The following is a 25648-nucleotide window of genomic DNA, read 5'->3' on the forward strand; positions in this document are numbered from 1 at the left end:
TCATTGTTGAGCCAGTCACGTCATCGGTTGCTGCACCGCTACATTCCGTTCCGGACGGCGCGGAATAAATGACACCACCCAGGACACCAGCATGGTGAATGAGCGGAAAATCACTTTGACAGACGGCGGAGCAAATTCCGCGAGATGGCGATAGCCGCGGAAACCCAGTTTCAAAATATCCATCAGACTTTCCAGAGGCTTGTCTTCCGGGAAGCTGTCCTGCCACAGCGCCCATGTGTCGGCGCGGGCAAAAGTACATTGCACAAAATCGATATGCTGTTTGGTCGTCAACGGCATCAATTGCAGGCCCACTTCATTGCCGTGAACACGCGCCACGGTGGTGGGGAACGCATACTCCTGCTGGCCGCGTTTGAGCAGCAAATTCACTTTTTGCCCTTCGAGCACCTGCGCCTGGCCGTTAATTTTGATGCCAAGCCCGCCGTCGGAGAAATCATGCACGGTACAGGAGAAAAGATGCCCATCTTCGCGGGCAATCACCGCAGGCATCGACATTTCAACGCGATGTGAGCGACGAACCTGTTTACTCTCTACAGAGACCGCGACCGCACCGCCAAGGATAATCATGTTGTAGAACACCCACGCGATACTGACGAAGACGGTGAGTATTTCGTTTTCCGGGCCGTAGAAATAACGCCAAATCCCCACCAGTACGCCGACCAGGTTGAGCAGCACAAGGTAGATGTAAGGACGTGAAATCACCCAGTCCACATACTCTTCTTCCACCAGGCCGCCTTTGGCGGTGACGTTAAACTTCCCTTTGTGCGGGTTGAACAGCGCCACCAGCGTCGGTGGCGCGATATACCATGCCAGCACGGTTTCGTAGATCTCGCTCCAGAAAGAGTGACGATATTTGCCCTGAATCTTCGAGTTAGTCAGGCTGGCGTGAATCATGTGCGGCAGCACGAACAGCGCAATCATCAGCGCTGGCGCGTAAATGATGTAGGCATGCAGCAGCAAGAACGCCAGTGGTGCGGTCAGGAAGATGAGCCGCGGTATGCCCGATAAGAAATGGAACATCGCGTTGACGTAACACAAACGCTGCGCCAGTTTGAGCCCTTTGCCCATCAGCGGGTTGTCGAGGCGGAAAATCTGCACCATGCCGCGCGCCCAGCGAATACGCTGGCCAATGTGCGCAGACAGGCTCTCTGTCGCCAGCCCTGCCGCCTGCGGGATGCGCATATACGCCGACGTATGCCCAAGACGGTGTAAACGCAGCGAGGTGTGCGCATCTTCGGTGACGGTTTCAACGGCGATACCGCCAATCTGATCCAGCGGCCCACGGCGGATCACCGCACAAGAACCGCAGAAAAAGGTGGCGTCCCACATATCGTTGCCATCCTGCACCAGCCCGTAGAATAGCGTGCCTTCATTCGGGGTTTTACGAAAACGCCCCAGGTTGCGTTCAAACGGATCCGGGGAGAAAAAGTGGTGCGGCGTCTGCATCATCGCCAGCTTTTTCTCTTTTAAGAACCAGCCCATGGTCATTTGCAGGAACGAGCGTGTCGGCACGTGGTCGCAGTCAAAAATCGACACGAACTCGCCTTTCGCGTATTTAAGCGCGTTATTGATGTTGCCCGCTTTTGCGTGCTCATGCGTGGTTCGCGCGATGTACTCGACGCCGACGCTTTTGGCGAATTGGCGGAACTCTTCGCGCCCGCCATCATCAAGGATCCAAATCTTCAGCTTGTCTTTCGGCCAGTCGATGCCCAACGAGGCATAAATGGTGTTTTTTACCACATTCAAATCTTCGTTATAGGTCGGTACAAAAATATCGACAGAAGGCCATAACGACATATCTTTCGGCAGCGGCACCGGCTGGCGATTAAGCGGCCATACCACCTGGAAATAGCCAAGCACCAGCACAATCCACGCGTAGGTTTCCGCAAATAGCAGCACCAGGCCGCACACCAGACTCACCGGATCGTCCCAGTTCAGCGTCGAGGTGTAGCGCCACCAGATATAGCGGCAGGAAACGGTGAGCGAGAGCACGATCAACATCAGGGCGGAGAAACGCCCCGGAATTCGGCGTACCAGCAGCGCCACGCCCCACAACAGCATCAGGAAAACAAACTGCGAAAGCGGGTTAAACGGCTGCGTAATGCACAGAATGGCGAGGATCAGCGAGAACACCACAATGATGCCGAGAATAAAGCGGCGCGTACGCGGGCTGATATGCGCCAGCTCTTTTTTATCATCCAGATGACCGGTGCGATGCGTTACGCGCTCCGGCAGCGTATCCAGCCAGTGATACCAGCGCCCGCGCAGCACGCGCGCCCGGGCGAAACGCTGGCGACGAGGCGATTTTCTGTCCCCCCAGGGCAGCATGACCAGCAACCACAAGGTTTGCAGCAGATAACGCGCCGGATCAAGCGGTCGCGGTTTATCAGGATCAATATGCGGGAACCACAAATGCTGCTGCGCACGCAGCTGCTGCCAGCGCGGGTGTTCCAGCGGAATAAACATCCATGCGAGGATCGCCCATAAACAGCCAGAGGCTGCGCTAAACCCGGAGGCGCCGTGTTCACGGTAACGCTGGTAGCGCTCGCTTAACCGCGCGCTCACCGGCGGGATCAGCAACCAGGCAGAAAGGCGGCTCATTGCGGGCTCCCTTCCTGCTCACAGCTTACTTCTTGCGGCTGCGCACAGTGCAGCAGGCACCAGTTCGCCAGCGTTAATATCTCTTCTGCCGCCAGCGAATCCGCCCGGTATTCGCCCAATGGCTGTTTCGATGCCTGCGATTCCGCCATCGCTTCATCGCGGTGGATAAGGGTCGGGAGGATCTGCCGCTGGCTTTGCAGCCACACCTGCCAGAGATCGTCCTGCAACTGGCTGCCGATGCGCAGATCGTTAAGCAGAATATGCGCGCCCGCAGGCAAAAGTTGCTGATGCAAACGGATATGGCAGTTGGTGTCGGGTTTTACCACCGTAAACAGATGGTCGCACTGCGCCACAAACTGGCGCGTCAGCGGTGAAGCGCCGTGCGGGAGATCGATTAATACCCACTGATAACTTTGCTGCGTTTTCAGCGCCTGCAAAATGGTGGTGAGTTGGCTAAGCGGTTCATGCAATAAATGGAGGTTTTCCCACTCATTTTCCGCCAGACGGCCAAAAGGCAAGAGATCGAGCTGCGAGGTATAGCGCATTCCGGCATCGCGCCAGTCTTGCCCATCCAGAACCGCGCGCGCCCAGCCGTGGTGATGCTCAAAGTCGACATTAAATGACAGGCGTAAAAGGTTATCAGGACAGGCATCAATCACCAGCACCGATTCGCCTAAAATTTGTAATGACCAGGCCAGAGCCGCAGTGATCGATGTTGTACCCACACCACCGCGAATCCCCTGTAATCCCAAGATGGCCATCCTGGTTATCCCTTATTGTTGACGGGCTAATTCTGCCAGCAGCGGCCAGCGCTTAAATGCCGCTGCCAACTGTTCTCGCTGGGAAATATCGGCGTAATCAATTTCAGGCAATGAAAATGCCTTACTTAACGCCAGAAAATCATTTTGGAATGTATAGCCCAGAGTAGGGTCTGACTGCGTTTTAGGTTCATTGTTATGCATTCTGGCCCGATCCCTTTGAAAAGAAATACATGTACAGAAGTAGCAGGGCATCGCACCCGAGAAAATTCGTTTACATGCTAAATCTGATGTTCTTTAATTTCAATGTTAGGTTTATTTCTCGGCTTTCGCTAGTAAACTGAGATACAGACAATTTTGCATCAAGAGGGACATCGTGGAGCCCATATTTTCTATCGGCATTGAGTCGTTATGGGACGAATTGCGTCATATGCCTGCGGGCGGCGTTTGGTGGGTAAATACCGATCGTGAAAAAGATGCAATAAGCCTGATAAATCAAACGCTCGCGGCCCAGGATAAAGACGCGCTGGTAGCGGCAATCGGTATGGGTCATGACCTTAGGAAAATCATTGAGTTAGATAAAGAGCAGGGTCCAGATAAAATCAGAATTTTCACAATGCCAAATCAGAAAGATGGTCTATACTTTTTGACCCGTGATTTGCTTTGCTCATTTGAACCTGAAAATTATTTACTGATTCTGCTGTGCGCAAATAATGCCTGGCAGAATATATCGGCGCCTGATTTACAACAGTGGTTAGAAAGAACTCATGCCTGGGCGAAATATCATAAATGCTCCTTACTGGTTATTAATCCTGGCAGTAATAACGACAAACAATCATCCATTTTAATGAGTGAATACCGTTCGTTGTTTGGACTGGCGAGTTTACGCTACCGAAACGATATGTATCTTTATGATGTTGCCTGGTGGTGCAATGAAAAGGGCATTAGCGCGCGCCAGCAATTAGTCCTTAATCATCATCAAGGTCGCTGGCAGCTCGCGCAGCAAGAAGAAACGTCGGTGCAACCCCGCAGCGATGAGAAACGCATATTAAGTAATGTCGCCGTGCTGGAAGGCGCACCGCCGCTGTCGGAACACTGGACCTTATTTGATACCAACGAAGCGTTATTTGAAGAAGCGCGCTCCAGCCAGGCGGCGACGTTGATTTTCGCCCTTGCGCGGAACAATCAAATCGACAACATCGCACGCCAGGTGCACACGCTGCGCCGCCAGCGCGGCAGCGGGCTGAAAATTATTGTCCGTGAAACCCAGGCCAGCCTGCGTGCTACCGACGAACGCTTATTGCTCGGCTGTGGCGCCAATATGGTGATCCCGTGGAACGCCCCTCTTTCCCGTTGTCTGACGCTGATTGAAAGCGTGCAGGGCCAGCAATTTAACCGTCTGGTGCCGGAAGATATCACCACATTACTGTCCATGACTCAGCCACTAAAACTGCGTGGCTTTCAGCCGTGGAACGTGTTCTGCGACGCCGTCGGGAATATGGTTAATAACCCGCTGTTGCCCGCCGATGGCAAAGGAGTGCTGGTCGCGCTGCGCCCGGTGCCAGGCATCCGCGTTGAACAAGCGTTAACGCTGTGCCGCCCAAACCGCGTGGGCGATATTGTCAGCCTTAGCGATAATCGTCTGGTGCTGTTTTTGTCGTTCTGCCGGGTTAACGATCTCGACACGGCGCTGAACCACATTTTCCCGCTGCCCACGGCAGATATTTTTTCTAATCGCGTGGTGTGGTTTGAAGATAACCAGATTGCCGCAGAGCTGGTGCAAATGCGCACGCTGTCACCGGATAAATGGGCGAAACCGCTGCCCGTCACCGCCACAGAGAAGAAAATCATTAACGCTGAGCACGATGGCACAAGCTGGCGTCGGATCCCGGAACCGTTGCGGTTATTCAGTAAGGCCACGGAGCACACATCATGATGTCAGTCAGCGATATTATTCAGCTTGTAGTGCTTTGCGCCCTGATCTTTTTCCCGCTGGGTTACCTTACACGCCACTGGATACGCCCTATCCGCAGCGCGCTGCGCATACTGTTTACCAAACCACGCTATGTAAAACCGGCAGGCGTGCTGCGCCGGGAATCGTTCGTCAAGGCAGACCGAAAACATGACTAATCATACTATGACCACTTCAACGCCTTCGCCATTGTGGCAATACTGGCGCGGCCTTTCCGGCTGGAATTTCTATTTTCTGGTGAAATTCGGTCTGTTGTGGGCGGGCTACCTTAACTTTCACCCGCTGCTGAATCTGGTGTTTATGGCTTTTCTGCTGATGCCGCTGCCGCGTGTCCGCCTGCATCGCTTACGCCACTGGGTTGCCATTCCCATCGGTTTCGGTCTGTTCTGGCACGACACCTGGCTGCCGGGTCTTGAAAGCATGATGAGCCAGGGCTCGCAGGTCGCGGGCTTCAGCGCCGATTACCTATGGGATCTGGTGACGCGTTTTATCAACTGGCAGATGATTGGCGCGATTTTCGTGATGCTGATTGCCTGGCTGTTCTTGTCGCAGTGGATCCGCGTCACCGTTTTTGTCGTCGCGATTATGATCTGGTTAAACGTGCTGACGTTGACCGGGCCGGCGTTTACTCTGTGGCCCGCCGGCCAACCGACCACGACCGTCACCACCACTGGCGGTTCGGCAGCGGCAACGGTCGCAGCGGCGGGCGATACGCCGGTGGTCGGCGATATTCCCGCGCAAACCGCGCCGCCAACTTCAGAGAATCTGAACGCGTGGCTGGCAAGTTTCTACGCCGCCGAGGAGAAGCGCCAGAGTACCTTCCCGGCGCAGCTTCCGGCAGACGCCCAACCGTTCGATCTGCTGTTCATTAACATCTGTTCCCTCTCATGGGCTGATATTGAAGCGGCCGGTCTGGCCTCGCACCCGCTGTGGTCGCACTTTGATATTGAGTTCAAAAACTTCAACTCGGCGACCGCCTACAGCGGCCCGGCGGCGATTCGCCTGCTGCGCGCCAGCTGCGGCCAGCCGTCGCATAAAAACCTCTACCAGCAGGCCAACACGCAGTGCTACCTGTTTGATAACCTGTCGAAACTCGGTTTCAGCCAGCAGTTGATGATGGACCACAACGGTGAGTTCGGCGGTTTCCTCAAAGAAGTGCGCGACAACGGCGGTATGCAAGCGCCGCTGATGAACCAGGCGGGGCTGCCGCCGGTGCTGCTCTCGTTTGACGGCTCGCCGATTTATGACGACACGGCAGTACTGAACCGCTGGATGGAGTCCGACAGCTTTAAACAGGGCCAGCGCACCGCAACCTTCTACAACCTGCTGCCGCTACACGATGGCAACCACTATCCGGGCAATCGCAAAACCGCCGATTACAAACTGCGCGCGCAAAAGTTGTTTGATGAGCTGGATGCGTTCTTCACGCAACTGGATAAATCCGGGCGCAAAGTGATGGTGGTGCTGGTGCCGGAACACGGCGCGGCGCTACAGGGCGATAAAATGCAGGTTTCCGGCCTGCGCGATATCCCAAGCCCGTCGATTACCAACGTGCCGACGGCGATTAAATTCTTTGGTATGAAATCACCGCATCAGGGCGCGCCGATAACCATTACGCAGCCGAGCAGTTTCCTCGCTATCTCCGAGATTGTTACCCGCGTGCTGGATGGCAAAATCTTTACCGAGGACAACGTCAACTGGCAGCAACTGACCAGTAATCTGCCGCAAACCGCGCCAGTGTCCGAAAACGCCAACGCGATTGTGTTGCAGTACCAGAATAAGCCGTATGTTCGCCTGAACGGCGGTGACTGGGTGCCCTACCCGCAGTGATCGTGCACACCTCTCCCCTGGCGGGGAGAGGTTATCGATTTAGCGCTGCTGCGCCAGCCAGACCAGCATTTTCAGGCTGGCGGAGTAGTAATCATCCTGCGCGGTGATCTGCGGTTGTGCAGGCGTTACACCCAACGTTAAATCCCGCACCGCCAGTAAACCGTCATTCATGTTGTACGGCGCGTTATCGTTGGTCGCCACATCCACCCATGCGGGAGTCTGGCTGCGGCTAAAACCCTGCCACCAGTTGCGCCACGGCGTTAACAGCGCGCTGTGCGGATCCTGCCAGCTCACATACAGCGGAATACGGATCGCGTCGTAGCTCATGCGCGGCGGCCACGCTTTCGCCGGGTTCAGTTTGCCGTCCGCCGAAAGTGAAACCCAGTCCGTTGGTAAGCGCGCTTTGCCAAACGTCATGTTGCCAAGCAGCGTTTGCCCGTCTTTGATCAAATCGCGCCACACCACCTGATGGCTGCGCTCAGCGAAAGCCTGCCACGCCGGAAAAATAAAGTAGGACGGATTCAGGTTTACATAGGTGTTGAGGTTAAAACCATTGGCACCCGGCAACATCACGCGGTAACCCGCAAAGCTGATAACCGCATGTTTGAGCACCGCCTGGGTTATCGCATCGGACGCGGCAAGGTACGCGGCGTTATTCCAGCGCTCCCCGGCTTTCAGCAGCGCCCAGGCGATCAGCACATCGCCATCGGTAGCGTCGTTTTTATCGGCGATGGGATCGGCTTCCACCGGGTTATAACGCCAGTAAAACAGGCCATTGGCTTTGTTCTTCAGCGTTTTATTGGTCCAGTTCCACATGCTGTCAAAGGCCGCTTTATCATTGTTGGCGACCGCCATCAGCATGGCGAAACCCTGGCCTTCGGTGTGGGAGACGTTTTTGTTGCCGGTATCGACAATGCGACCATCCGGCATCAAAAACCGCGCTTTATAACTCTCCCAGGCGCCAGCGGCCTGGGAAACGGATGCAAATAGCAGACTCACCATCACCACCATTGCGGTGAAAACGCGCTTCAACATGGGCAAACTCACTGTGGGTTAGCGTAACGGAAGAGAACATCCGCCACAGAATAGAGCCTTTCGCGGGTAAACACGAGGCTCGCCTCACCGCCCTGGCTTCGCAGCCAGCGCGAATAAAGCCCTTCAAGAATGGCGCAAAACGCATAGCACCAGCGGGTCTGGTAGGCCTCTTCACGCGCCACCGGCAGCGCCTGATGGCGAAACGCCATGCCGTGTTCCGTGGTTTCGATATCAATAAACCCCCAGTTGAACACCGCCAGTTGCGCATTAATATTCGCTTCCAGCTCGCCGACCGTCGCCGAGGCCGGAAGCGGTACACGGTCCGCTAACGCTTCACCCATCTGGCGCAGGAACGGCAGGCTTTCCGCTTCGCCGACGTTTCTCACCATGCCGTCAATCATCACGCTCAGCAAATCAAACCAGCCCGGCGGCGTTTGCTGTTGCTGGAAATAGCCAAGCAGCAGCGTGTTAGCAGTGTTGGTTGTCATTATTTATCCCCCAGCATGTACCGGAGCCAAATCCCGGCAGTGCTTTCGTTGTAACTGCCGAAGGTGTCATAACCGACTTTCCCACCTACCGACATATTTTTATTCACGTTGTAATCGAGCCCGGCATGGAAGTTATAGCCAATGCCATTCTGCGAACCGCCCTGGTACTGCGCCTCTTTCACAAAGCCCATATCGGCGAGCTGTTGCAGCATCTTCTGCGCTTCCGGTTCTGTCGGGAAGTAATTGCTCTTGTCCTGCGTATAGGACTGGTAGCCCACCGCGCCGCCAATACTGAGTTTCCAGTTATCAATTTTCTGCGACAGATCAACCGGCAGCGACACGCTCACGTAGTTCTGCGGGCTGAAGTAACCGCCCTGGCCGTAAGTGAAGTAACTGAGGTTTTTCGAGTAGTTCATCCAGCCAACGTTCAGCCCCGCCTGTAACTGGCGGAAATCGTCGCGCCACGGACGCAGATAAACCCCGGCATTGGCGTTCACGCTGGTGTTGCTCGCCACATCTTTGCCGAGATAGCTGTATCCGCCGCCGCCAATGTAGAACCCCGCGTCACCGTCGTCGTAGCTCAACTGTATGCTGCCGCCGTTTTTAGTGACCTGCCCCCAGCGCTCGCCGGAGTAAGCGTCCCGCAGCCCAATGTAAGACAGTAAACTGTCGGTCACCGCGCGACGCTCGCCGGTAAGGATAAGCGTCAGGTAATTGGTCAGTTTCGGCGACCACTTCACGCCGCCCACCAGCGAGGTTAAATCCTGCCCCAGCGGCGTGCTGCCGATATCCAGCTTATAGCTGTCGCCGCTCAGCGCCATATTCAGTTCCACGCCGCTGGCGTTTTGCGAATCGGTGGAAGACTTAATCGGATCGCTATAGTTGGTCTTATAGTTTGACGCGCTCAAACTCTGCAAACGGCTCGATGACAGCAGCGAAGTGAGATTGTCGTAACCCGTTTCGGTAAACGGCGACAATTTGCTGGCATCGGCATAACCGGCGAGATCGGTAAATTTATCGCTGCCGTCGGTTGCCGTGGATTGGTTGGCGTTTTTAATCGAGGCCGCAATGTTGCTCACGCCATTCGCCAGCGGGTTCGCGCCATAACGCCGCCATGAATCGCCTGAAGCGCTGCCGGAACTGAGCGAAACCGGCGTGGCGGTAAATTCAAAGCGTGCATCGCCAAACGGTGAACTGGACCAGGTGAGCGGCGCTTTGGCTTCCGTCAGCTTGCTGGTGCCGTTTTCCCCGTCGCGGCCACGAATTTCCACGCCACCCTGCAACCACATGCCGGTTTTCTCGTTCATCTGCTGCATCATGTCGTCGACCTGGCGCAGTGTTCGCGTTTGCGCCGTTTCGACCGGCAGATCGGTACGCGTGGTGCCCGGCAAATTACTGCCCGGTTCGTGTGCCACCTGCGCAACTTGCCACGGCAGCGTTTGGCCATACAGCGACTGCGGCGCTGCGCTTTTACTGGTGGTAGTAAACGGGTTATCCGCCAGCAACACGCCGCCGATTGTCGGCGTTGCCGCGCTGTTGTTCGACTCCAGCCCCACCAGCTTACCGCGCGCGCTGCGCAGATAGGTCATCGCCTGCTGATGATTGCCTTTCGCCTCTTCCAGTCGCGCCAGCAGCAACAAGCGATCCGGTGAATTATTACTGCGCAGGCCGTTGGCTAAGGTTTGCGCCTTATCGACGTTATTTTCCGCCAGCGCGACATCAATCGCGCCGACGCGCGCCGCCTGATCTTCGCTGTCGCGCGTCATCAGGTAGTCATACAGCACGCCCGCTTCTTTGTTCATCTTGCCGGACTGATACAAACGCCCCATTGCGAACATCAAATCCGTGTTCTGCGGGTCGTTTTGCAACGCGCGGATCAGCTTGTCATACGCGGCGGCATAATTGCCCTGCTCACGCAGTTGATCCGCTTCGTTGATCACATAACCATTACGCACCCCGGCAAGCTGGGCTGGCGTGCTGCGCGCCTGCACGTCCGGGCGGGAAACAAAGGCCTGCGCCTCCTGGTTAAGCCCCGCCTGGTTCAGCACCGCAACCTGATCGGCATAATCGCCGATGTTGCCCTGCACGCCCTGTTTCATACTTTCACGCACCAGCGCGACGGCGGTGGTGGTATCGCCCGTCTGCGCCAGCATTCGCGCCAGTTTCCCGGCATCGACCGGGCTTTTCGGCGGTGTGGCCGCCAGCGCTTTCAGGGTATTGGCTGCCGCCGTCATATTGCCCTGAGCGAGGTAGCGCTCAGCGGTCGCCATTTGCAGGTTGTAATTAACCCGCTGCGCCAGGTCGCGCATCTGGCCGTTCTGGCTGGCCGGCGAAATACGTGACAGCAGCGAACTGGCCTGTTGCCAGCCGCCATTTTCACTGGCGAACAGCGCGGCTGCATACAGTGAGCTGGCTCCGGCTCGTGGATTTTGCGCGGGCAGCATCACGTTCGCGGCTTCATTTTCCTGACCCGCTTGTTGCAGCAAACGCGCCAAATCAAGGCGCAACCACGGATCATCCGGCAGACGCGCCACGCCCTGGCGCAGCACGGCAATGGCCTGCGAGGTATTTCCGCTGGCTGCCAGTTGTTGCGCCTGCCGACGCAGCGGGTCGCCAGGCGTCCCCGTCACCACGCGCGGTTGCAGTTTTTCCTGCAAACTCGCCGGTAACGTGCGCAGCAGGCTTTGCGCTTCTGCCGCTTTGTTTTGATCGCGCAGCACGTAGTAGAGATTTTCCCGCGCCGGCGCATTCTGCGGTTGCTCGTTGAGGAGCTCGCGCAGCGCTTGTTCCGCCTGCGGATAATCTTTGTTCTGGCGCAGCACATCGGCGCGGAACAGTTTGGCGGCGGTGCCGCGCTCACCGCTCTGCTGCGCCAGCGGCGCGGAAAGTGCCAGCGCCTGGCTGACATTGCCCGTTTTTAACGCTTGCTGCGCCTGCGCCAGTTGGCCATAAAACGCGGCGTCTTCCGCCTGCGCTTTGCGTTCTGCTGAAGCCTCGCCGCCCTGACTCGCCGCCCGGTTCAGATACTGTGCCGCCGCCTGGTAATCACCGTTGCGCTGGGCAATATAACCCATGCCCGCCAGCGCATCGGCGTCTTCCGGGTTGGTTTGCAGTACCTGCTCAAACTGACGTTTTGCGGCATTGCTGTCGCCGCTATTCAGCGCAGTAAAACCGGCACCTTTCGCGCTGCCACCGATATTTTTACGGTAATACGCCTGGATCTCGCTATCCTGCGGATGGCGCTGCAACCAGGTATCGTAAAAACGTTCATCGCCAGCCTGCGGCGCAAGCCACAGCAGCGCCTGACGCAGCCCTTCATCCGCTTCTTTATTGCCGCTGGCCATCTGCTCCAGCAGCAAAATCCCGTCGCGGCGCGTCGCTTCACGCCAGGTCAACATCTTGCCCAGCGCCACGCGGGCGGCATTGTCCTGCGGATGCTGGGCGACAAAGCGCTGAATTTCCGCCAGCGCCTGCGGGTAGAGCGCTTTATCGCCCGCCATCGTCAAATAGTATTCCGGCGCGAGGCTCGGCGGCGGCGTGTCGCCATTGAACAGGCTGCGCCAGGTTTCCAGCGCCGCCGGAACATTGCCGCTGCGCGCCTGCTGACGGGCAAGTGTTAACTGCCCTTGCGGCACCTGCGCCAGCTGTTTTGCGTTATCCAGCGCCTGCAAACCGCTATCGTCCGGCGCGGTTTTCGCCAGCCTGGCTCGCCACTGCGCGGCGGTTTGCAAATCGCCATTTTGCTGCGCCCACAGCGCCATCAGGTACATCGCCTGAGTGTTATTAGCATCGACCATTAACACCTTTTTGAGCGATTCCATCGCCAGGTCGTCGTGGGATTTTTCGTGCCAGTAGTTCGCCTGATCAAACAGCGCCTTGAGCGCCGCATCATTTGGTGCGGCCTGCGCGATGCCAGAGGTCGCCAGCGTCAGCGCGCCGGAGAGGCAAATTGTTGTCAGCCGACGGGCGGTTTTTTTAGGCATTATTGTCACCCTTTTCACTTGCTGTTCCCCGCATCCAGACGTTTACGCTCGCGTTTTTTAAGCATGCGATACACCATTCCCCCCACCAGCGACCCGACCAGCAGGCTCAGGATCGCCAGCAGCGCCGAGTGCTGGTTGGCGTACCAGACAATTTTCAGATGGGGCGGCATTTCGCCGCTGGGGAACTGTTCGCCGACGCGGAAGCTGCGCACGCCATTTTCATTGGTGATGATGGCGGCGTCACCGCGAATACCGGCGTTGATTTTTGCCGAAGCCAGATCGTCATGCAGATGCGATAACTGCTCGTCGTTGCTGCCAAGCGCCAGCACCACCAGTCGGGCATCGTTCCATGGCGAGCGGAAACTGATAAAGCCGCGCCACGCTTCATTGGAAGAGAAGTAGCGATCGGCTTCCAGCCCTTCTGCCGCCCAGTCGCCCGCTATCCAGCGCTGCACTTTCTGCCAGCTGGAAGGCTCACGCACGCCCAGCGTGCTGTCGTGGGTGACAAACGGCGAATTCGCCAGCAGCGCACGGTTAAAGTCATGCTGATCCATACCGCTTACCGCCAGCACATCGCGATCCCGCAGCAGCTCAAGAAAACTGCCGCCGGTCGGTACACCAAACACCACGCGGTTGTGACCGAGCGCGGTTCCGGTGGCATTGCCTGAGCGTGCCGCCATATCAAACAGCGTGGCGATCTGCGTTTCGCTGGGGTTAACCGGCAGCATCAGTACCGTTTCTGAGTAATCCGCCAGGCGGGTAAACGGGAAAGAAGCCCCGACGAAATAGGAAAGATTCGGCAACAGCGCAAAGTGGCGGGTGTGGCTGAGATCGATCCACGAATCGTCATCAATGCGACTTTTAATGTTGTTATTCAGCAAAGTGCTGCACGGCGCGTCCTTTTTCGGCACGATGTTGAAATAGAGCGAAAGCTGGTTGTCGCCGTAAATCATGTACGGCTCCAGCGGCATATCAAACTGCTCCTGACGCGCATCGCCACCGAGTTTGTGCCACAGCGTCTCCAGCGCCCCCTGCTTATTGACCGGCAGGTTGTGCAGGAACGTGTCGTTCAGGGTCATGCTCAGCCACGAACGTTGTTCGTCAATCCAGTTCTCCGTCGGGAAACGGTAACCAATATGCAGCGGGATGGTTTCACCGTCCCACAAGAACAGATCGGGTGCGGCGCGGAACGCTACCTGCAACGGCGGGTGCCAGATCCCGGTAGCGGTCAGGCTTTGATCTTTACGGATCAGCTCCGATAACTTCACCGGACGATCGGTTGGGATCCAGCGCGGCGCATCGTACGGTTTGCTCAACGGGATCGTCTGGGCATCGACATCCACCGCCGGGGTTTGCTTCGCAAAGTTGCCGCGCGTTAAACGCCATGCCGCCGCGCGTAATTCGCTTTCGTCTTTCCCCACCACCAGCAGCAGTTTGTAAACCGGGTTCGCCGGGTTATCGATAATTTTCAACAGCGGCTGGCTGGTTTGCGGCAGTGTTAAACCACCAATTTGCTCGCCGGGGTGACCAATCAGAATGCCGTTTTTTTCCGGCAGTCGGTCATGGTAGGCCGCGAACGAAACGCCGCGATAATCGGCCTGAATCCCCAGCCACGAGGCGATCAGTGCCCCGGCGCTAATGGTATCCGGGCTCAGCTTTGACGCGAATGCTACCGCAATCGCCGCCGGTGACATCTGCATGCTGTCAAAGAAGGGGCGCGGAAAATGGCTCAGATCCGCGCCGATATCCAGTTGCTGCCCTTCCAGTTCAAAACGCGAATCCGGCAGGATAGTGACACGGTATTTGTCACTCAGGTCGCGCTGACACTGCATGGCGTCGCCATCGTTAATCTTAAAGCTGAGGCTGTTACTGGAGACCATCAGCGCAGCGGGAATATCAAGCTGGTAACGGGCCAGATCGCTGTCGGTCGCCGTCAGCGGCACAGTGCCGAGCGGTTGGCCGTTGAGCATCAACTGCATGGTGGCGTTACGCGCCGCCAGCGCCGGGGAGATGCGCAGGTTGAGCGCCAGCCGGGCGCTGGTCATTACCTGGTCGAGCGGCAGGGTAAAATCAACGCCGCCCTGGAATTGCCCGCCGCTGAGGGTGATCCCTTGCGGCTGGCCCATCTGCGCGATGCTGACACTACTCATCACCGAAGGCACAAATGTCGGCGTGGATTGCGCTATCGTTGGCGGCGGCAGATCCAGCGGCAGCAGCGATTCAACCGTCGTTTCTTCACTGTGTAACGGCGCGATAAACAGCGCGCCGAGCAGTACCGCAAGTGTGGTTAGCCGTTTCATACGCTCTCCTCCTGCGCAACTTTTGCCGCATGCTGCGCGCGTAAACGGCGGTTTTCGCGGCGTGATTTCCACGTCAGCCAGAAGAGGTCAAAGACGCAACGCACAATGGTCAACAGGGAGCGGAACGGGTTGTCCTGCGGCTTTGGCGGGTGGATCCACGCATCGGCGCGGGAGAGCACCACGCGCACCAGTTCACGGCGGCGCGACAGCGGAATATCGTCGAACATCAGGCGGATATGCTGCTCGTCGCTGGCGACGGTTTGCACCGGAATCGTGATCGCGCCGGATTGCAGCAGCAGTTCAATCGCTTCGATTTCATCAGTCAGATGACGATCGTCCGGGGCCACGATACGGCAGCCGCCCATCGACAAATCCGCCGTCTGGCTGCGCGACGTGATCCCGCTGGCGTAGTGGATAAGCACCGGGATATCGACATCAATACGGATGGTTTTGCGGGTCTGGCGGGTTTCGCGCGCAACGGCAATCGCCGCCAGCAGGAAGATCAGGCAATACAAGCCCCAGCCAACGTTCAGCACAATAACGCGCGGATCAACCCCAAAGTAGTCATGCGCGCAGGCGCGGACAATCCCGGCGACCACGCCCGCTGCCAGCAGCAAGGCAATGATCAAATGCGGGCGCACCACGCTGAAGTCGAAATAGCCGACATCCAGCAGCCCGCCTTTGTCGGTGACGTTAAACTTGCCGCGTTTGGGAAACAGCATGGTTACCACGGTCGGCAGCGCAATGTGAAACGCCATCACCAGGTCATAAATCTCGCCCCAGAAGCTGTAACGGAAGCGGCCATTCAGCCGTGAGTTAACGTACACCGCCAGGAACAGGTGCGGCAGCGCGTAGGCAAATACCAGACTGGCCGAAGAGTGAATAATATTCAGGTTAAACAGCAGGTATGCCAGCGGCGCGGTGACAAAGGCAATGCGCGGCAATGCAAACTGGTAATAGAGCATCGCGCTCAGGTAACACAGGCGCTGCTGGATGGTCAGCCCACGGCCAAACAGCGGGTTATCGAGACGGAAAATCTGCGTCATACCGCGCGCCCAGCGGGTTCGCTGGATCACATGCAGCACCAGACGCTCGGTCGCCAGGCCTGCGGCCAGCGGAATATCAATAAACGCCGAACCCCAGCCGAGACGCTGCATTTTCAGGGCGGTATGCGCATCTTCGGTGACCGTTTCCACGGCAAAACCGCCAATCTCTTCCAGCGCGCTACGGCGGATCACCGCGCACGAACCGCAGAAGAAGGTGGCGTTCCAGTTGTCGTTGCCGCGCTGAATGGGGCCGTAAAACAGCGCCCCTTCGTTGGGGATATTGCGCCCGACAGAGAGGTTACGCTCGAACGGATCGGGCGAATAGAAATAGTGCGGCGTCTGCACCAGCGCCAGTTTCGGGTCTTTCAGGAAACCACCAACCGTGGCCTGCAGGAAGATGCGCGTCGCGACGTGGTCGCAGTCAAAAACGCAAATCAGCTCGCCATTGGTGAGTTTCATCGCATGGTTGAGGTTACCGGCTTTGGCGTGCGCGTTATCGTTGCGGGTGATGTAGCCGACACCAGCGTCGGCGGCAAACACGGCGAATTCACTGCGTTTGCCGTCGTCGAGCAGATAGATTTTCATCTTATCGCACGGGTAATCCATGCACTGCGCAGCCAGCACCGTATCGCGCACCACATCCAGCGGTTCGTTATAGGTCGGGATATAGACGTCGACCGTCGGCCACAGCTCCATATCATCCGGCAACTGTACGAGTTCGCGTTTCAACGGCCAGACCGTTTGCAGGTAGCTGAGCAGCAGCATTACCCAGACATAGAGTTCCGCGAGAAACAGCCCCATACCGAGGATGGTTTCAATTTCGGAATTAAAGTGCAGGGTTTGTGTCAGGCGAAAATAGATATAGCGCGTTGAGAGCAGCACCGACATCACCACCATGATCACCGAAATGCTGCGCTTTTTGCTCAAGCCCATTAAACAGAGAATGCCGATGCTGATCAGGCCAAAAATGTACTGTTTTTGGCTGTCCATGGGCGTGATCACCACCAACAGGGCAACAGGCAGCACTGCCAGAACCAGCAAAATAGAGAGAAACTTTTTCATACGTTGCCCGAAGCGTTAGAAGCCTGACATGCGTGGTGAGTTGTGTACCGTGCCGTCACCGATTTTGACGCCCAAAATTCCGGCGACCCGTTTAGCAATCAATTCGATATCGAACGCCGCAGCGGACGCCGGGCTGAAATCAAATACCGACTGCTGAGAAGCATTGGCTTCAGCGACGCTTTCATCGCGATGCAACACACCAAGCAGTTGATTGCCCAGACGTTGTTCCATGAACGCGGTAACATCGCGGCTGATTTGCCGACGGTTATCGCTCTGGTTGACCACAAAGTAGTGACCCGCTTTGCGGTTCAGCACATCGCCGGTAAGACGGTTATTTTCGATATACGGCAGCAGTGAGAGCGAGGCGGTATCGGCCAGCAGCGTGACTAAATGCACATCCGCAAGTCGCGACATTGCTTTCAGCGCCGCAGACGGCCCCGGAGGAAAGTCGGCAACGATAATCAAGCCCGGATAGTTGAGCAGCGTATTCAGGCCGCGCGTCAGAAAATGCTCGTCATTGGTTAAACGCTCATCAAAGGCGACGCGCTGCGCTTCCGTGACATCACCATACGGCAGCACGAAAATATTGCCGCCCACGGTGAGCACAAACTGGCTCCAGTCGGAGGAATCCGCCGCGCGCGCCACATACCCACGCCCGTCCGACAGCGGTACGCCGAAATGCAAACGCAGCGCGTTTTGTACGTCAAAATCAAGCGCCAGCACTTTGCTGCCTGCGCGGGCAAGGGCGTAGGCCAGGTTTGCCGTCAGGGTCGTTTTTCCGACACCGCCTTTCGGCGAACACACACAAATCAACGGCATGAAGCGATCCTTTCTAACAACGAGAGTAAGGGCTGATTTTTTTCCGCGCGGGGCTTCTCCTCCGCCACTTTCGCCGCGAAAAGCCGGGCATAGCTGACAGGGGCCGAAGAAGGATTTGCAGGCGATGGCATCTGCATAACCGGTGCAACGCTTGCAGGCGCAGGCGCGTAGGCGGCGGCGTTGAACGCCGGAGCCACTGCATCGAGCTGGCTGGCGACGTCTTTTAGCAGAGAGGTTGTTGGCGCAGGTGCAGGCACAACCTCATCCACCGTCGCAGCAAGCTCTTGCGCGGCAAAAAGCGCAGGATCGACGGATTGCGGGACAGGCAGTGACACATGACCGCCCATCGCCAGCATGGATTCATCCGTGGCGGGAGAAAGTTGATTAATGATTGCCCAACTGCTCTGGTCTTGTGCGAGGTTCTGTGCAGAGAGATCTTTAAAATCGTGCTTCTGATTGCGAGTCTTATCCTTAAACCTCTGCAAATCATCGTAATGACCCATAGTTATTCTCATGATTTACAAAATAAAATTGCGTCCACCACCGTCAGGATTGGTGTCCTGATAGCATCAAGTGATAGGTTTTAATTGTGGCGGTGCGGTTTTACGCGGGTACGAAGTCTTACTTCAGCGATGGTTTTCAGCCTGGTTTTACGTGCCAAAGTTTAGTAGGGCTAAAACGCTGTTTAATTTCAGCAAATATATAAACATTGGCTATAGATGCGCCATCTTTTTTTCACGCGAAATCTATTAAAGTGTAAATGACGCGATTAAACAAAAATCACCCGGCAACATTCATACTTAAGATAAATCACTTAGTTATAATATCTTTTTTAAATAGATAAAAAGACAAATACGCTATCACCCTTTAAATTGTTGTTAATTTTATATTACTATATGAAATATCTGGAAATATTTAGAATGGTATTAAAACGGAGTATTTCTCCAACTCATTATTCCCGTTGAAATTATTTCACCACGACATGGCCGGCTATTTTTGGAAATTTCTAAATACAACAGGAATGTTTATAAGGAAAGGCCAGCAACGATAATGCCTGATGGCACCACCATCACCGGACCTACAACACTGCGTAGATCCGGTAAACGCCGGGCCACCAGGCATAACGTGGGGATTAAACGTGCGGTTTTTCGCCGTTTTCATCCTGGTCGACGGCGAAGCAAGCCACCAGTTGCCCGCGGTAGTCTTTCAACTGCGGTTGCAACTGCGTGCAAGGGCCGAAACGACGGCTGCAACGGGCGTTAAACGCGCAGCCCGGCGGCGGATTAAGCGGGCTTGGCAGCTCGCCGGTCAGTTTGATACGTTCGCGGCGCTCGTCCGGGTTCAGGCGTGGCGTCGCGGAAAGCAGCGCCTGGGTGTACGGATGACGCGGGTTGGAGAAAATCTGCTCTTTGGTGCCTTTCTCCACGCAGCGGCCGAGATACATCACCATCACTTCATCGGCAATGTGCTCAACCACCGATAAGTCGTGCGAAATAAAGACGTAAGAGAGCCCCAAATCCTGCTGCAGATCCATCATCAGGTTCAGCACCTGCGCACGCACGGAAACATCCAGCGCCGAAACCGGTTCATCGGCGATCACCACATCCGGATCCAACATCAGACCACGGGCGATAGCGATACGCTGGCGCTGACCGCCAGAAAACATATGCGGGTAACGGTCGTAATGTTCGGTTTTGAGGCCGACTTTCGCCATCATCGCCAGCGCTTTTTCCCGACGCGCCTCTTTGCTGAGAGACGAGTTGATCAGCAGCGGCTCTTCGAGGATCTGTCCCACTTTTTTACGCGGATTCAGCGAACCGTACGGGTTCTGAAAGACGATCTGGATTTTCTGCCGACGCAGCTTTTGCGCATGCGGATCGTGCTTCAGCAAATCCTGCCCCTGGTAGTAAAGTTCACCGCCGGTCGGGGTTTCAATCATCGTCAGCAGGCGACCCAGCGTGGATTTACCACAACCGGATTCGCCCACCACCGCCAGCGTTTTGCCGCGCTCAAGGGTGAACGACACGCCGTCCAGCGCTTTTACCAGGCGTTCCGGGGCAAACAGCCCCTTCTTCACCGGGTAGTGTTTTTTCAGGTCGATAGCCTGCAACAGCGGTTGTTGCGAGGTGGCCTCGTGCGTACTCATAGTGTCGGCCTCCCGGCGTCATCGAGTGGGTAGTGACATTTGGACTGACGCCCGCCATCGACGGTGTTCAGTTCCGGCTCCTGCTCGCGGCATTTGTCCGTGGCATACGGGCAGCGCGGGTTCAGCAGGCAGCCAGTCGGGCGGTCATATTTGCCCGGCACCACGCCCGGCAACGAGGCCAGACGCGCTTTATCCTGCGCAAACTCCGGCAACGCACGTAAAAGCGCCTGCGTGTAGGGATGACGCGGCGCGCGGAAGATATCCTTCGCTTCGCCGGTTTCCACCACCTGGCCTGCATACATCACAATGATTTTGTGCGCCGCTTCCGCCACCAGCGCCAGATCGTGCGTGATCAGGATCAGCGCCATGTTTTCCTTTTGCTGCAATTCCAGCAAAAGCTCGATGATCTGCGCCTGGATGGTCACGTCCAGTGCGGTTGTCGGTTCGTCTGCAATTAGCAGCTTCGGCTGGCAGGCAATCGCCATCGCAATCATCACGCGCTGGCTCATACCGCCGGAAAGCTGATGCGGGTAAACATCCAGACGCGAAGCCGGATCGGGAATACCCACCTGGTTCAGCAGGTCAATCGCCCGCTGACGGCGGGTTTTCTTATTCCCGCCCTGATGCACCTTAATGGCTTCCATAATCTGGAAACCGACCGTGTAGCACGGGTTCAGGCTGGTCATCGGATCCTGGAAAATCATCGCCACTTCGGAACCCACCAGGCTGCGGCGCTCTTTTTCCGAAATGCGTTTCAGATCCTGACCGTTAAACTCCAGTTTTTCCGCCATCACGCGGCCCGGGAAATCAATCAGCCCCATAATCGCCAGCGAACTGACCGATTTACCGGAGCCGGACTCACCAACGATGCCGACCACTTCGCCCTGGCTTACGCTATAGCTTACGCGGTCTACGGCGCGGAATTCGGAGCCAACGTCGCCGAAATGCACCGATAACTTATCTACATTTAATAACGCCATCTCGAGCCTCTTACTGCTTCAGTTTGGGGTCGAGCGCATCACGCAGGCCGTCACCCATCAGGTTAAATGCCAGCACCGTCAGCAGGATCGCAAGACCCGGGAAGGTCACGACCCACCAGGCACTTTGTGCGAACTGCAACACGTCGGAGAGCATGGTGCCCCACTCCGGCGTTGGCGGCTGCGCACCCATGCCAAGGAAGCCAAGGGCGGCCATATCGAGAATGGCGTTGGAAAAACCAAGCGACGCCTGAACAATCAGCGGCGCAAGGCAGTTAGGGAAAATATTGACGAACATCTGGCGCATCGCGCCTGCGCCCGCCACGCGGGAAGCGGTGACGTAATCGCGGTTCACTTCCACCAGCACCGCCGCGCGCGTCAGACGCACATAATGCGGCAGGGCCACGAAGGTGAGCGCCAGCGAGGCGTTAACTATCGACGGGCCAAAAATAGCCACCAGCACCAGCGCCAGCAGCAGGCTCGGCAGCGCCAGCATGATGTCGACGATACGCATAATGATGTTGTCGATAACGCCGCCGAAGTAACCGGCGACCAGACCGAGGATAATCCCGGCGATCAGCGACAACACCACCACTAAACAGCCGACCAGCAGCGACAAACGTGCGCCGAACATCAGGCGCGACAGCGTATCGCGGCCAACGTCATCGGTACCGAGGATGTGCGACCAGGTGCCGCCATCCTGCCAGACCGGCGGCGCAAGCAGCGCATCGCGGAACTGATCCGCCGGGTTGTGCGGGGCGAGGAAGTTGGCGAACACGGCGATGATCAGCATGATCACCACATAAACCAGCCCGACCACCGCGCCTTTGTTGCGTTTGAAATAGTGCCAGAACTCCTGCAGCGGGGTCATCGGCACCGGTGCGGAGACAACTTTATTTTCAGTGACTTGTGACATGATGGCCCCTTACTTCTTATGCCGAATACGCGGGTTCACCACGCCGTAAAGCAGGTCGACCAGCAGGTTGACGAGGATAATCATCGTCGCGACCAGCAGTACCCCGCCCTGCACCACCGGATAGTCGCGGCGTTGCAGTGCATCAATCAACCAGCGCCCCAGACCCGGCCAGGAGAAGATGGTTTCCGTCAGGATCGCGCCCGCCAGCAGTGTGCCGACCTGCAAGCCGATCACCGTCACCACCGGCAGCATGGCGTTGCGCAGGGCATGAACGATGATCACGCGCATACGGGTCAGCCCCTTCGCGCGCGCAGTGCGGATATAGTCTTCACCCAGCACTTCCAGCATCGACGAGCGCGTCATACGCACAATCACCGCCAGCGGAATCGTACCGAGCACGATGGCGGGCAGGATCATGTGCGCAACGGCATCGATGAAGTTCCCGTCCTCGCCCCAGATGGCGGTATCAATCAGCATAAAGCCGGTCAATGGGTTGCTGTCGTCGAGGAACACCATATCGCTGACGCGCCCGGAAACCGGGGTCAGATTCAGTTGTACCGAAACCAGCATAATCAGCATCATGCCCCACCAGAAGATAGGCATGGAGTAACCGGTCAGCGCGAGGCTCACGGCGGTGTGATCGAAGATGGAGCCGCGCTTCACAGCGGCCATTACGCCCACCGGAATGCCTACGGCCACCGCAAAAATCATGGCGCAGATGCCGAGTTCCAGCGTCGCTTTAAAACGCGGTACGAACTCGTCCCACACCGGAAGACGGCTTTTCAGCGACATGCCTAAATCACCATGCAGTACGCCCCACACATAGTTGACGTATTGCTCCCACAGCGGCTTGTCGAGACCAAGCTCGGCCAGCAACTGGGCGTGACGCTCAGGAGAGATACCACGCTCACCCGCCATGATCATTACCGGGTCGCCGGGGATCATATGGACAAAGGCAAAGGTGAGAAGGGTGATACCGATAAACGTTGGGATAACCAGCCCCAAACGTCGGAGAATGAACTGCAACATAACCCGGATTCTCAGTAGTGACGCTACGCCTGGCGACGGCGCGTCTGTATTGCTCACAAATGTAAATTCCCCCTCCCCAGAGGGGAGAGGGAAAAGGCACCGTGTTTATTATTCAACAGACACGTTTTCGAAGTGGTGTTTACCTAACGGATCAACCACATAGCCTTTGACTTCTTTACGCACTGGCTCGTAAACGGTGGAGTGAGCGACGATCAGCGCCGGAGCCTGGTCATGCATCACAACCTGAGCCTGTTTGTACAGTTCAATACGCTTGTTGTGGTCGTCGGTGGCGCGCGCCGGTTGAATCAGATCTTCAAACGGCTTGTAGCACCAGCGAGAGTAGTTGGAACCGTCTTTAGCCGCTGCGCAGCTGAACAGGGTCGCGAAGAAGTTATCCGGATCCCCGTTATCGCCGGTCCAGCCCATCATTACCGCCTGGTGTTCGCCCGCTTTCGCGCGCTTCAGGTATTCACCCCACTCATAGGTAACGATTTTGGCTTGTACGCCCACTTTCGCCCAGTCAGCCTGAATCATCTCGGCCATACGGCGAGCGTTCGGGTTGTACGGACGCTGTACCGGCATTGCCCACAGCTCAACGGTAAAGCCTTTATCCTGGCCGGCTTCTTTCAGCAGCTGTTTCGCCTTCTCAGGATCGTAGGTGTAGTCTTTAACGTCGTCGTTATAGCCCCACATGGTCGGCGGGATCAGGTTTTTCGCCGCAACGCCCGCGCCCTGGTAAACCGCTTTGATGATCGCTTCTTTGTTCACCGCGTAAGTCAGCGCCTGACGCACTTTCACGTCATCAAACGGTTTTTTCTCGGTGTTGAAGGACATGTAACCGACGTTCAGGCCAGCCTGTTCCATCAGGTTAATGTTTTTGTCCTGCTTCATACGCGCGATGTCAGCCGGGTTCGGGTACGGCATAACCTGGCACTCGTTTTTCTGCAGTTTGGCATAACGTACTGACGCGTCAGGCGTAATGGAGAAGACCAGGCGATCGATTTTCGGCTTGGTGCCCCAGAAACCTTCAAACGCTTTGTACAGAATGCGGGAGTCTTTTTGGTATTGCAGCAGCTGGAACGGACCAGTACCGATCGGGTCCAGGTCAACTTTATCCGGCGTGCCCGCTTTCAGCATGTTGTCTGCATACTCTTTGGACAGAATGGACGCGAAGTCCATCGCCAGGTCAGCCAGGAACGGTGATTCCGGGCGAGTCAGCACGAACTGAACGGTGTTGTCGTCAACTTTCTTCACTTCGCTAATCAGGTCCGGCAGACCCATGCCTTCAAAGTATTCGTAGCTGCCGCCAGAAACTTTGTGGTACGGGTTCTGATCGTTTTTCTGACGATCGAAGGAGAAGACGACATCATCGGCGTTGAATTCACGCGTCGGTTTGAAATCTTTGTTGTCCTGCCACTTCACGCCTTTACGCAGGTGGAAAGTGTAGGTTTTGCCATCGGCGCTGATATCCCACTTCTCAGCCAGACCCGGAATCACTTCCGTGGTGCCAGTTTTGAATTCTACCAGGCGGTTATAGATTGGCACGGAGCTGGCATCGTAAGTGGTACCAGAGGTGAAAAGCTGTGGGTTAAAGCCTTCAGGCGAGCCTTCAGAACAATAAACCAGGGTTTTAGCCTGCACGCTAGCCGCGACGGTCATTGCCACCAGGCTAAGACCGAGCTTCAGCATCCCTGACTTCTTCAAGGAAATACTCATTGATTCTGCTCCAATGTGATATGTGTTGTTACCCATGCAGTGGGTATATCCGACAGCCCTTTATTAGATTTTTACCCGGTCTGGTCGGTTGTGCCCGAAGGCGTTATGAGAGATGGGGATTCCTTTCACAAGGTTGACTGAGTTGCAGTACAGATTCTCCTTGAAATGCCCCTCACGCCCTACAATCTGTCAACAGAATGTCAAAACGTCAATACAGGTAACCGGGATTTACAACGACGGTGAGAATCGGTAAACAAAGTTAAAAAAAACTTCAGGCACCTGTTTTCAGCAGGGAAATTTGTGCTAGCGGCAAGATGCCAGAATAATGCGCTTATTAATTCTCCGTAATCAGTGATTAACATTCATGCAGATAATGAAAAAATTCTTGCGAAATGCTGAATATCTGAGCGATTAATGCCGCGAACGTTAAAACGCACAGGTGAAAATGCTGCCTCTATCCATAAGCAACGCGAAAAAAGATTCAAACATATATAAAAAAATACAATGAAATATCGCACAAAACAGTGAACTGGCAGCGGGAAATGGGGATAAGGGAGATTTCGGATGAAATTGCAGGTTTTGCTCTTCGTGTTGTCTCTCTTTTTTGGAAGGTTCTCATCCTCTTTCGGGCGCAGAAAGCAAAAAACCCAACCTTACGGTTGGGTTTTTCTGAATTTGGTCGGTGATAGAGGATGACTCGCCACTGCGTGGCTCGCCCTTCGGGCCGTTGCTGAAGCAACGTTCTCTCGCTACGCTCGAGTCGAACCTCTGCCCCCGGAGGTTCGACTCCTCTTTCGGGCGCAGAAAGCAAAAAACCCAACCTTGCGGTTGGGCTTTTTTGAATTTGGTCGGTGATAGAGGATTCGAACCTCCGACCCCTTCGTCCCGAACGAAGTGCGCTACCAGGCTGCGCCAATCACCGAATGCGGGGCGCATCTTACTGCCGCCGACA

The 25648-nt window shown here is 56.1% G+C and carries 18 protein-coding genes, 1 tRNA gene and 1 other RNA gene; 3 read left to right on the plus strand and 17 right to left on the minus strand.

Annotation, left to right across the window (positions count from 1 at the left end):
* Positions 1-15: 15 nt before the first annotated feature.
* Genes bcsA (M8Q36_RS04870) through bcsR form a run of 3 tightly spaced genes read right to left on the minus strand, consistent with a single transcriptional unit; the run spans position 16 to position 3581 of the window.
* Entirely contained in the window at positions 16-2619 is a 2604-nt protein-coding gene (bcsA, locus tag M8Q36_RS04870) for a UDP-forming cellulose synthase catalytic subunit (protein ID WP_249880181.1), read from the minus strand.
* Positions 2616-3380 carry a cellulose biosynthesis protein BcsQ gene (gene bcsQ, locus M8Q36_RS04875; protein WP_249880182.1) on the minus strand — a complete coding sequence of 255 codons (765 nt, stop codon included), beginning with the start codon at positions 3378-3380 and terminating at the stop codon, positions 2616-2618. The genes bcsA (M8Q36_RS04870) and bcsQ (M8Q36_RS04875) overlap by 4 nt, the downstream gene beginning before the upstream one ends.
* A 12-nt stretch (positions 3381-3392) precedes the next feature.
* Positions 3393-3581 (minus strand): cellulose biosynthesis protein BcsR, encoded by a 189-nt coding sequence (bcsR, locus tag M8Q36_RS04880; protein ID WP_017458258.1) that lies wholly within the window; start codon positions 3579-3581, stop codon positions 3393-3395.
* A 172-nt stretch (positions 3582-3753) separates the two neighbouring features.
* Here bcsR and bcsE point away from each other — a divergent pair, with 172 nt between their 5' ends.
* Genes bcsE through bcsG form a run of 3 tightly spaced genes read left to right on the plus strand, consistent with a single transcriptional unit; the run spans position 3754 to position 7179 of the window.
* Complete coding sequence (gene bcsE, locus M8Q36_RS04885) at positions 3754-5313, plus strand: cellulose biosynthesis c-di-GMP-binding protein BcsE (RefSeq protein ID WP_249880183.1); 1560 nt, start codon at positions 3754-3756, stop codon at positions 5311-5313.
* Positions 5310-5507: a cellulose biosynthesis protein BcsF gene (bcsF, locus tag M8Q36_RS04890; protein ID WP_017458256.1), complete on the plus strand. Its 198-nt coding sequence runs from the start codon at positions 5310-5312 to the stop codon at positions 5505-5507. Before bcsE ends, bcsF begins: the two co-directional genes overlap by 4 nt.
* Positions 5500-7179: a cellulose biosynthesis protein BcsG gene (gene bcsG, locus M8Q36_RS04895; RefSeq protein WP_249880184.1), complete on the plus strand. Its 1680-nt coding sequence runs from the start codon at positions 5500-5502 to the stop codon at positions 7177-7179. The genes bcsF and bcsG overlap by 8 nt, the downstream gene beginning before the upstream one ends.
* 39 nt (positions 7180-7218) lie before the next feature.
* Here the strand turns inward: bcsG and M8Q36_RS04900 are convergent, their stop codons facing one another.
* The 14 genes from M8Q36_RS04900 to M8Q36_RS04965 form a co-directional block, all read right to left on the minus strand.
* Complete coding sequence (locus tag M8Q36_RS04900; RefSeq protein WP_249880185.1) at positions 7219-8214, minus strand: family 8 glycosyl hydrolase; 996 nt, start codon at positions 8212-8214, stop codon at positions 7219-7221.
* Between the two features lie 8 nt (positions 8215-8222).
* Positions 8223-8702, minus strand: a complete 480-nt coding sequence (bcsD, locus tag M8Q36_RS04905) for a cellulose biosynthesis protein BcsD (protein WP_249880186.1) — start codon at positions 8700-8702, stop codon at positions 8223-8225.
* Positions 8702-12685, minus strand: coding sequence for a cellulose biosynthesis protein BcsC (locus M8Q36_RS04910; RefSeq protein ID WP_249880187.1), 3984 nt, complete (start codon positions 12683-12685; stop codon positions 8702-8704). The genes bcsD and M8Q36_RS04910 overlap by 1 nt, the downstream gene beginning before the upstream one ends.
* Before the next feature lie 14 nt (positions 12686-12699).
* Complete coding sequence (bcsB, locus tag M8Q36_RS04915) at positions 12700-14985, minus strand: cellulose biosynthesis cyclic di-GMP-binding regulatory protein BcsB (protein ID WP_249880188.1); 2286 nt, start codon at positions 14983-14985, stop codon at positions 12700-12702.
* Positions 14982-17093 carry a UDP-forming cellulose synthase catalytic subunit gene (gene bcsA, locus M8Q36_RS04920; RefSeq protein ID WP_249880189.1) on the minus strand — a complete coding sequence of 704 codons (2112 nt, stop codon included), beginning with the start codon at positions 17091-17093 and terminating at the stop codon, positions 14982-14984. The genes bcsB and bcsA (M8Q36_RS04920) overlap by 4 nt, the downstream gene beginning before the upstream one ends.
* A 15-nt stretch (positions 17094-17108) precedes the next feature.
* On the minus strand, positions 17109-17912 hold the full coding sequence (gene bcsQ / locus M8Q36_RS04925) for a cellulose biosynthesis protein BcsQ (protein WP_249880190.1): 804 nt from the start codon (positions 17910-17912) through the stop codon (positions 17109-17111).
* Positions 17903-18415 (minus strand): cellulose biosynthesis protein BcsO, encoded by a 513-nt coding sequence (gene bcsO, locus M8Q36_RS04930; protein WP_249880191.1) that lies wholly within the window; start codon positions 18413-18415, stop codon positions 17903-17905. The genes bcsQ (M8Q36_RS04925) and bcsO overlap by 10 nt, the downstream gene beginning before the upstream one ends.
* A 629-nt stretch (positions 18416-19044) precedes the next feature.
* Positions 19045-20058 (minus strand): dipeptide ABC transporter ATP-binding subunit DppF, encoded by a 1014-nt coding sequence (dppF, locus tag M8Q36_RS04935; protein ID WP_017458247.1) that lies wholly within the window; start codon positions 20056-20058, stop codon positions 19045-19047.
* On the minus strand, positions 20055-21038 hold the full coding sequence (gene dppD / locus M8Q36_RS04940) for a dipeptide ABC transporter ATP-binding protein (RefSeq protein WP_020455681.1): 984 nt from the start codon (positions 21036-21038) through the stop codon (positions 20055-20057). Before dppD ends, dppF begins: the two co-directional genes overlap by 4 nt.
* A gap of 10 nt (positions 21039-21048) precedes the next feature.
* Positions 21049-21951 (minus strand): dipeptide ABC transporter permease DppC, encoded by a 903-nt coding sequence (gene dppC, locus M8Q36_RS04945; protein ID WP_249880192.1) that lies wholly within the window; start codon positions 21949-21951, stop codon positions 21049-21051.
* Positions 21952-21960: 9 nt separating this feature from the next.
* A complete protein-coding gene (dppB, locus tag M8Q36_RS04950) occupies positions 21961-22980 on the minus strand; it encodes a dipeptide ABC transporter permease DppB (protein WP_017458244.1) in 1020 nt (339 codons plus the stop codon).
* A gap of 108 nt (positions 22981-23088) precedes the next feature.
* On the minus strand, positions 23089-24696 hold the full coding sequence (gene dppA, locus M8Q36_RS04955; RefSeq protein ID WP_249880193.1) for a dipeptide ABC transporter periplasmic-binding protein DppA: 1608 nt from the start codon (positions 24694-24696) through the stop codon (positions 23089-23091).
* Between the two features lie 676 nt (positions 24697-25372).
* Positions 25373-25505, minus strand: a non-coding RNA gene (locus tag M8Q36_RS04960) — RtT sRNA.
* Between the two features lie 36 nt (positions 25506-25541).
* A tRNA-Pro gene (locus M8Q36_RS04965) sits at positions 25542-25618 on the minus strand.
* Positions 25619-25648: the final 30 nt, after the last annotated feature.

This window comes from Kosakonia sp. R1.Fl, assembly GCF_023516815.1.
In the GTDB taxonomy this organism is placed as follows: Bacteria; Pseudomonadota; Gammaproteobacteria; order Enterobacterales; family Enterobacteriaceae; genus Kosakonia.

Coding starts and splice junctions, on each gene's coding strand:
- bcsA (WP_249880181.1), bottom strand. CDS start 2,619: ATGAGCCGCCTTTCTGCCTGGTTGCTGATCCCGCCGGTGAGCGCGCGG.
- bcsQ (WP_249880182.1), bottom strand. CDS start 3,380: ATGGCCATCTTGGGATTACAGGGGATTCGCGGTGGTGTGGGTACAACA.
- bcsR (WP_017458258.1), bottom strand. CDS start 3,581: ATGCATAACAATGAACCTAAAACGCAGTCAGACCCTACTCTGGGCTAT.
- bcsF (WP_017458256.1), top strand. CDS start 5,310: ATGATGTCAGTCAGCGATATTATTCAGCTTGTAGTGCTTTGCGCCCTG.
- bcsG (WP_249880184.1), top strand. CDS start 5,500: ATGACTAATCATACTATGACCACTTCAACGCCTTCGCCATTGTGGCAA.
- M8Q36_RS04900 (WP_249880185.1), bottom strand. CDS start 8,214: ATGTTGAAGCGCGTTTTCACCGCAATGGTGGTGATGGTGAGTCTGCTA.
- bcsD (WP_249880186.1), bottom strand. CDS start 8,702: ATGACAACCAACACTGCTAACACGCTGCTGCTTGGCTATTTCCAGCAA.
- M8Q36_RS04910 (WP_249880187.1), bottom strand. CDS start 12,685: ATGCCTAAAAAAACCGCCCGTCGGCTGACAACAATTTGCCTCTCCGGC.
- bcsB (WP_249880188.1), bottom strand. CDS start 14,985: ATGAAACGGCTAACCACACTTGCGGTACTGCTCGGCGCGCTGTTTATC.
- bcsA (WP_249880189.1), bottom strand. CDS start 17,093: ATGAAAAAGTTTCTCTCTATTTTGCTGGTTCTGGCAGTGCTGCCTGTT.
- bcsQ (WP_249880190.1), bottom strand. CDS start 17,912: ATGCCGTTGATTTGTGTGTGTTCGCCGAAAGGCGGTGTCGGAAAAACG.
- bcsO (WP_249880191.1), bottom strand. CDS start 18,415: ATGGGTCATTACGATGATTTGCAGAGGTTTAAGGATAAGACTCGCAAT.
- dppF (WP_017458247.1), bottom strand. CDS start 20,058: ATGAGTACGCACGAGGCCACCTCGCAACAACCGCTGTTGCAGGCTATC.
- dppD (WP_020455681.1), bottom strand. CDS start 21,038: ATGGCGTTATTAAATGTAGATAAGTTATCGGTGCATTTCGGCGACGTT.
- dppC (WP_249880192.1), bottom strand. CDS start 21,951: ATGTCACAAGTCACTGAAAATAAAGTTGTCTCCGCACCGGTGCCGATG.
- dppB (WP_017458244.1), bottom strand. CDS start 22,980: ATGTTGCAGTTCATTCTCCGACGTTTGGGGCTGGTTATCCCAACGTTT.
- dppA (WP_249880193.1), bottom strand. CDS start 24,696: ATGAGTATTTCCTTGAAGAAGTCAGGGATGCTGAAGCTCGGTCTTAGC.